This window comes from Streptomyces recifensis (assembly GCF_002154615.1).
GTDB classification, from domain to species: domain Bacteria; phylum Actinomycetota; class Actinomycetes; order Streptomycetales; family Streptomycetaceae; genus Streptomyces; species Streptomyces griseoluteus.
The window spans coordinates 1-5,880 of record NZ_MUNH01000346.1 but is presented as its reverse complement, the minus strand read 5'-3'; the positions used below and the strand labels follow the sequence as shown (position 1 = coordinate 5,880).

Here is a 5,880-nt window from a genome sequence, read left to right as displayed (position 1 = left end):
CATGAGTACCGGTACTCATGCCCCTGCCGCGCGTCCCTACGGGGTGTCTCCCACGGCGCCGCGCAGCGCGGTGAGACAGGAGCCGATCGCCTGTTGCAACTCCTCCAGACGCCGGACCATGTCGTCCTCGTAGAAGTCCCGGGCATCGTCGAAGGTCAGCTCCTCGAAGGCGCGGGTCGCCTTCTGCAGGCTGCCGTAGAACTTGGTGCGCCGTTCCTGCACCCGGAGTTCGGGGTCGGCCTCGACGGTGTCGGCGACCAGCGTCTTCAGCGTGTCGTACGCCTCCACCGCCCACTCGCCGGTGTCCTCGTCGTCCTCCAGCTCGTCGATCAGCGACAGATGGCGCTCGGCCTCCTCGCGGAGTTCCGCGGGGGCCTCGACGGTCTGTCCCGCCGGGGTCCTGATCTGCCCGGACTCCGCGATCTGCCGGACGTAGCCGATCTTGTCGGCGGCGCGGCTCTCGGTGGCGACGGCCTTCTTCAGGTCGTCGGTGCGCACCACGTCCCGCGCCAGCTCGGCCTGGAGCTCCGGGTCCTCCTTGATCCGGTCCAGCAGGGCGGAGCGGGCCGCGCGGGCCGTGGAGGGATCGGCCAGGATGGCGGCGCGCAGCGCGGTCGGGTTCTCGGCCACCTCCAGCGCCTTGGTCGGCCGGATGCCCTCGGCCTCGGCGGCCTCCGCGATGGCCGTGCCACGCTCGGAGGTGGCGCTGCTACGGGAGGAGTAGTAGCTCAACCAGACGTCGGAGTCGGGGAGTCGGACGTCCTGGCCCGGCTCGAGCGTCTCGAACTGCGGGACCAGGCCGTCGTCGGCGGCCCGGTCCCACGCCCGGTAGTAGCGCATGACCCGCTCCGGGGAGCACTCCGCCAGTTCCGCGAACTCCTTCGCGGACACCTTCGGGGTCTCCCCGGCCGCCTGCCCGCCCGGCCGCACACTGCGCGCCACCATCAGCGCGAAGGCCCAGCCGCCGGTGCGCGCGTACACCCCGAACTCGCGGGCGTCACGCGCGACCAGGTCGGACAGGGGTGCCGGAGCGGGGGCAGTCGTCTCGGAGGGGTCGATGGCCAGGGTCACGGATGGCTCTCCTGCGTACGGGGGCTCGGGGGTGCGGCCACCCGGCCGGCCGGGCGCCGAGGGCAGCCTATATGGCCCGATAGGCGATGTTTGGCCGCAGTCGCCACCCGCTCCCTCAGCGCTCGCGGTGGGCGAGCGTGTCCAGCAGGGCGCCCAGCTCGGCCGCCGCGCCCGGCTCCAGCGGCAGCCCGTCGAGCAGCGTACGGGCGGCGGCCATGTGGGCCCGGGCCTCCGCCAGGGCCGCGGCCCGGCCGCCCGCCGCCTCGATCAGCGCCGCCGCCTCCGCGGTACGGTGCCCGCGGAGCAGGCCGGGCAGGCGGGCGCCCTCGGGGGCGGCGAGCGCGGTCACCACCGGGTACGTCCTCTTGCCCTCGCGCAGGTCACCGCCCACCGGCTTGCCGGTGACCTCGGTGCGGCCCCAGATGCCCAGCACGTCGTCCGCGAGCTGGAAGGCGACGCCCGCGTGCCGCCCGGCCCGGTCCAGCGCGGCGACGACCGGGCGCGGAGCGCCGGCCAGCAGCGCGCCGAGCGCGAGCGAACAGCCCAGCAGCGCACCCGTCTTGCCCTCCGCCATCACCCGGTACTCCTCGGGCGTCACCGCTTCCGGGCCCGTCCAGGGCCGCGAGGCGAACAGCAGGTCGTCCGCCTGCCCCCGCATCACCTCGGCCAGCGCGCCCGAGAGCAGCCGCATCCCGCCGGGGACATCGGCCAGGACGCCGACGGCCAGTGCGAACAGGGCGTCCCCGGCGAGAACGGCGGGACCCGTGCCGTAGGCCTTCCACAGTGCCGGGCGGCCGCGCCGGGTGGCGTCGCCGTCCATGATGTCGTCGTGCAGCAGCGAGAAGGCGTGCACCAGCTCCACCGCGACCGCGCCCGGCACCCCCGCCCCGGCATCGGCACCGGCAGCCCGCGCGCCCAGCACCGCCAGCGCCTGCCGCACCCCCTTGCCGCCGGCCTCCGCTCCCTCCCGCCAGCCGAAGGAGTACGCGGCCATCTCGGCCAGCCACGGGTGCAGCCCGGCGACCGCCTCCCGCAGCGCGGGCCGGACCAACTGACCTGTTGCAGACAGGACCTGGTCCGCCGAGATCCGCTCCGCGCGGAACACCGCCGTCACCGGGCACCCTCCGCCTCGGGCACGAACTCGGCCTGCGCCCGCGCCACCATCTCCCGCGCGTGCCGCAGCCCCGAGCGCTCCAGCACGAGGGCCAGCTCGGCCAGTTCGGCCGCCGTCTCCTCCGGGTCCCGGCCCAGCCGGGCCAGGGACTTGGCCAGACCCAGCCGGGACAGCGCCTCGCCGCGGGGTTCGTCCATCGTGCGGAACTCGGACAGTGCCAGGGCGTACAGGTCCCGCGCCTCCTCGTAACGCCCGGCGCGGTAGAAGACGTTGCCGCGCATCTTGTGGTTGTAGGCGAGCGCGCTGGACAGGTTCATCGTCCGGCACGTCTCCTCCGCCCGGGACAGCAGCTCCAGGGCCCGGCCGGTGTCCCCGTCCCGCGCCGAGAGGATGTCCGCGAGCCCGCGCAGCGCCCAGGCGTGGCCGCGCCGGTCGTCGGCGCGCCCGGCTATCTCGGCCGCCTCCTCGAACAGCGCGTACGCCCGGTCGAAGTCACCGGTGTTGCGGTGCATCTGGGCGATGCCCTCCAGCGCCCACACCGTGTGCCGGGCCTCCCCGCGCCTGCGGGCCTCGGCCAGCAGTTGTTCGTGCAGCCGGCCGACGGCCGCGTAGTCGCCCTGGATGCGGCCGGTCTCCGCCAGCCCGGCCAGCGAGTAGCCCCGGACGACGACGTCGCCACCGCGCTCACCGAGTTCGGCCGCCAGCCCCAGCAGCCGCCAGGCCAGCGGGAACGCCCCCCGCTGCCGGGCCAGCGTGCCGCCGCTCCACAGCGCCCACGCCATCGCCCCGGTGTCCCCGGCCGTGCGGGCCGCCCGGTAACTCGCCTTCCACGCGCGGTCGGCCTCTGCCGTGCTGCCGAGCCGCCGGTGTGCCTCGGCCACCGCGAGACCGCAACGGGCCACCTCTGCGGGGTGCCCGGCCCGCTCGGCCTCGCGCAGCCGCTCCAGCCCCTCGGCGAGCACATCGGTCAGCGAGGAATTGACGGACAGGGTGGTCAGGGCGCCCTGATACTCCGGGGCGGATGCCTTGCCGTACATGTGAACCTTTCTATACACCACGTGTATACGCGACGCGTATAGCACAGGGGCGAAGCGCCCCGGTCCACCGGGGGGCCGGGGCGTGGTCGGTCGTGGGGCAAGACGCGGGCACGGCGACGGGGGTTGCCCGTGCGACGCGGATCACTCCGAGTGGCGCGGGGAACCCCCGTACGGAATCAGTGCTGTTGGGGCTTCTGCGGGGTGGCCTCGCTGGGCCGGACCACCACGACGCCCTCGCCCTGGAGCATGAGCTGGACGGCTTCGCCCGAACCGCCGCGCAGCATCGACCCTATGGACTGCGAGCGGTGCAGTGAGGTGCGCAGGTTAGCGGTCCAGCCGACCACCGCGTCCGTGTCGACGTACACCGGTGCCTGCTCGGACACCGGGATCACCAGCGGGTTGCCCTCGCAGATCAGACCGAGTCTGCCGTGCCCGCTGAAGACACTGTTGAACAGGCCGCCGCCCGCGATGCCGGAGCCCTTCACGGTCTTGATCTCGTAGGACAGCGAGGCGTCGAAACACAGCACGTTGCGGCCGTTGACGGTGAACTGGTCGCCGGGCTCCACCTCGACGATGAAACAGTTCTGGGCCTCGTGCGCGAACCAGGCCTCGCCCCGCCCGCGCACCGACATCAGCGGGAGCCCCTCGCCGGTCACCGCGCGCTTGAGCATGCCGCCCACGCCCTGGCCCTTGCGCTCGAACTGGAGGCTGCCCCGATGGGCGATCATCGCGCCCTGGCGGGCCAGCATCTCACCGTCCACCGCGTACCTGACGCACTTGCCGTTCTCTATCGCCATCCCCGGCTCGACGGCCGGACGGACCATGTGCTCACTGGAAAAGAGGTCACCCTTCATGAGCGCATGGTGTCCCGGACGGACCCGTTCCGCCAAGATCACGCGAGGGAAGGGCCGTCCGGGACGGGCAGTTCAGCGCGCCGCTGCCGGGGCGATGTCCGCGTTGCGCTCCACCAGCACCGGGCCGCGCCGCTGCTTGGCGCTCTTGCCGCAGAACGCCGGCTCCAGGGCGCCCGCCAGCGCGTTGAGGACCTTGCCGTTGTTGGAGGTGGTGGCCACCGCCGTCAGCGCACGCTTGCCGTCCTTCGTGGCGAACGCGTAGGTGTAGTAGCCCTGCACCGCGCCGGTGTGCCCGTACACCGACACCCCGCAGGACAGGTCGCGGCGGCGCAGGCCGAGGCCGTACGCCGTGGTCGCGTCGACCTTGGTGAAGCGCTCCATCTGGGCGAGCCGGGCCGCGGAGAGCAGCTTGCCGCCGAGCAGCGCCCGGTAGAAGGTGTTCAGGTCCTTGGCGGTGGAGATGACGGCGCCCGCGCTCTGCGCCCAGGACACGGTCTGCTCGGTCGCGTCGACCAGCGGGTCGCCGGACCGGTCCGGGGTCAGATAGCCGCGCGCGAACCGGCCGGGAATCCTGGTGTCGGGGTGGACGTAGAAGGTGTCCCGCAGCTTCAGCGGGCCCGTGATCCGGTTCTGGTACGCCTCCTTGACCGGGCGTCCGGTGAGCTTCTCGATGAGCATGCCCGCGATCACGAAGTTGGTGTTGGAGTACGAGTACGCCGCGCCCGGCGCGTTGACGCGCGGCTTCTTCAGGGAGAGCGCGACCAGCTGGGGATAGGTGAACACCTTCTTGCGCACGGCCTCGAAGCCGGAGACGCTCTGGGCGAACATGTCGTTGGTGTAGTCGTACAGCCCGCTGCGGTGGCTCAGCACGTGCCGCACGGTGATGCCGTCGCCCGGCAGCAGCTTCGGCAGGTACCGGTTCACCGGAGCGTCCAGGTCCAGCTTGCCCTCGTCGGCCAGTTGGAGCAGGACGACCGAGGAGAACGTCTTGGTCACGCTGCCGATGCGGAACCGGTCTGCGGTGCTCGCCGCGCGGCCGGTGCCCCGGTCGGCGACGCCGCGGCTGATCAGATGGCTGCGGCCGTGGTCGTCGATCCGGGCCAGCGCGGCCGGGGCGCCCTGGGCGCGGACCGTGCGCAGCACCCCGTCCACGCCCGCCGTGTCGGGCGCGGGGAGCGCGGCCGCCGCGCCCTTCGCGCCGGTCGCCGCCTGTGCGGGGACGACGAGGAGCGACAACGCCACCGCCCCGAGTGCCGCGCTCCTGCCTACCGTTGCCGAGACCATCAGGTCACCACTCCCGTCCACACCGCCGTTGCTGCGACATGCGTCACATTCCGGCCTGGAACCTAGGGGATTGACGGCCCGTCTCCCCAGTCGACACACAGTCGGCCATGCGGCGATCACTCCGGGGTGTCCTTTGGGTAAAGGATTGTCCCGGAGAGCAGCGAAATGGATCATTCCTTCTTTACGTGGCCATGACTCATCCGAAAGGGTGAGCCCTCGGGGCGCGACCCGCCTGCCCCGATGGCTGCCCAACGGCGCCATGTGTCACGGCGGCCGGCGTGTCCGGCCGCCGTCGAACGAAGGAACAACCCCTGGTGCGCAGACCGCACATACGCAGTGTGGCCGTCGCCGTCGCGGTGGCGACGGCGGCCACGGGCCTGGCCGGCACGGCCTTCGCCCGCCCCGCGCCCTCGACGGCCCGCAAGGCCGCCGAAGCCGTCCGGACCACCGCACGGACCGCCCCCGTGGTGAACGCCGCCCGCGCGGCCGCCGTCGCCCACGCCGACGCCTCCGGGGTCGG

5 protein-coding genes and 1 pseudogene are annotated in these 5,880 nt (G+C 73.1%); 1 reads left to right on the top strand and 5 read right to left on the bottom strand.

Annotated elements, in window-relative coordinates:
• Positions 1-36: 36 nt before the first annotated feature.
• From CCN33_RS18645 to CCN33_RS18625, 5 genes are all read right to left on the bottom strand, one after another.
• A complete protein-coding gene (locus CCN33_RS18645) occupies positions 37-1,071 on the bottom strand; it encodes a hypothetical protein (protein WP_086694714.1) in 1,035 nt (344 codons plus the stop codon).
• A gap of 115 nt (positions 1,072-1,186) precedes the next feature.
• Positions 1,187-2,185 (bottom strand): polyprenyl synthetase family protein, encoded by a 999-nt coding sequence (locus CCN33_RS18640; RefSeq protein ID WP_086694713.1) that lies wholly within the window; start codon positions 2,183-2,185, stop codon positions 1,187-1,189.
• On the bottom strand, positions 2,182-3,222 hold the full coding sequence (locus CCN33_RS18635; RefSeq protein ID WP_086694712.1) for a tetratricopeptide repeat protein: 1,041 nt from the start codon (positions 3,220-3,222) through the stop codon (positions 2,182-2,184). The genes CCN33_RS18640 and CCN33_RS18635 overlap by 4 nt, the downstream gene beginning before the upstream one ends.
• 176 nt (positions 3,223-3,398) lie before the next feature.
• On the bottom strand, positions 3,399-4,076 hold the full coding sequence (locus CCN33_RS18630; protein ID WP_086694711.1) for an AIM24 family protein: 678 nt from the start codon (positions 4,074-4,076) through the stop codon (positions 3,399-3,401).
• 72 nt (positions 4,077-4,148) lie between these two features.
• Positions 4,149-5,360, bottom strand: coding sequence for a serine hydrolase domain-containing protein (locus CCN33_RS18625; protein WP_086694710.1), 1,212 nt, complete (start codon positions 5,358-5,360; stop codon positions 4,149-4,151).
• Positions 5,361-5,674: 314 nt separating this feature from the next.
• Here CCN33_RS18625 and CCN33_RS18620 point away from each other — a divergent pair.
• Positions 5,675-5,880: pseudogene (locus CCN33_RS18620) on the top strand (M4 family metallopeptidase); the annotation flags it as partial.

Excerpts from the sequence above, each read along its gene's own strand:
- CCN33_RS18635 (WP_086694712.1), bottom strand. The coding sequence starts at position 3,222 with ATGTACGGCAAGGCATCCGCCCCGGAGTATCAGGGCGCCCTGACCACC.
- CCN33_RS18630 (WP_086694711.1), bottom strand. The coding sequence starts at position 4,076 with ATGAAGGGTGACCTCTTTTCCAGTGAGCACATGGTCCGTCCGGCCGTC.
- CCN33_RS18625 (WP_086694710.1), bottom strand. The coding sequence starts at position 5,360 with ATGGTCTCGGCAACGGTAGGCAGGAGCGCGGCACTCGGGGCGGTGGCG.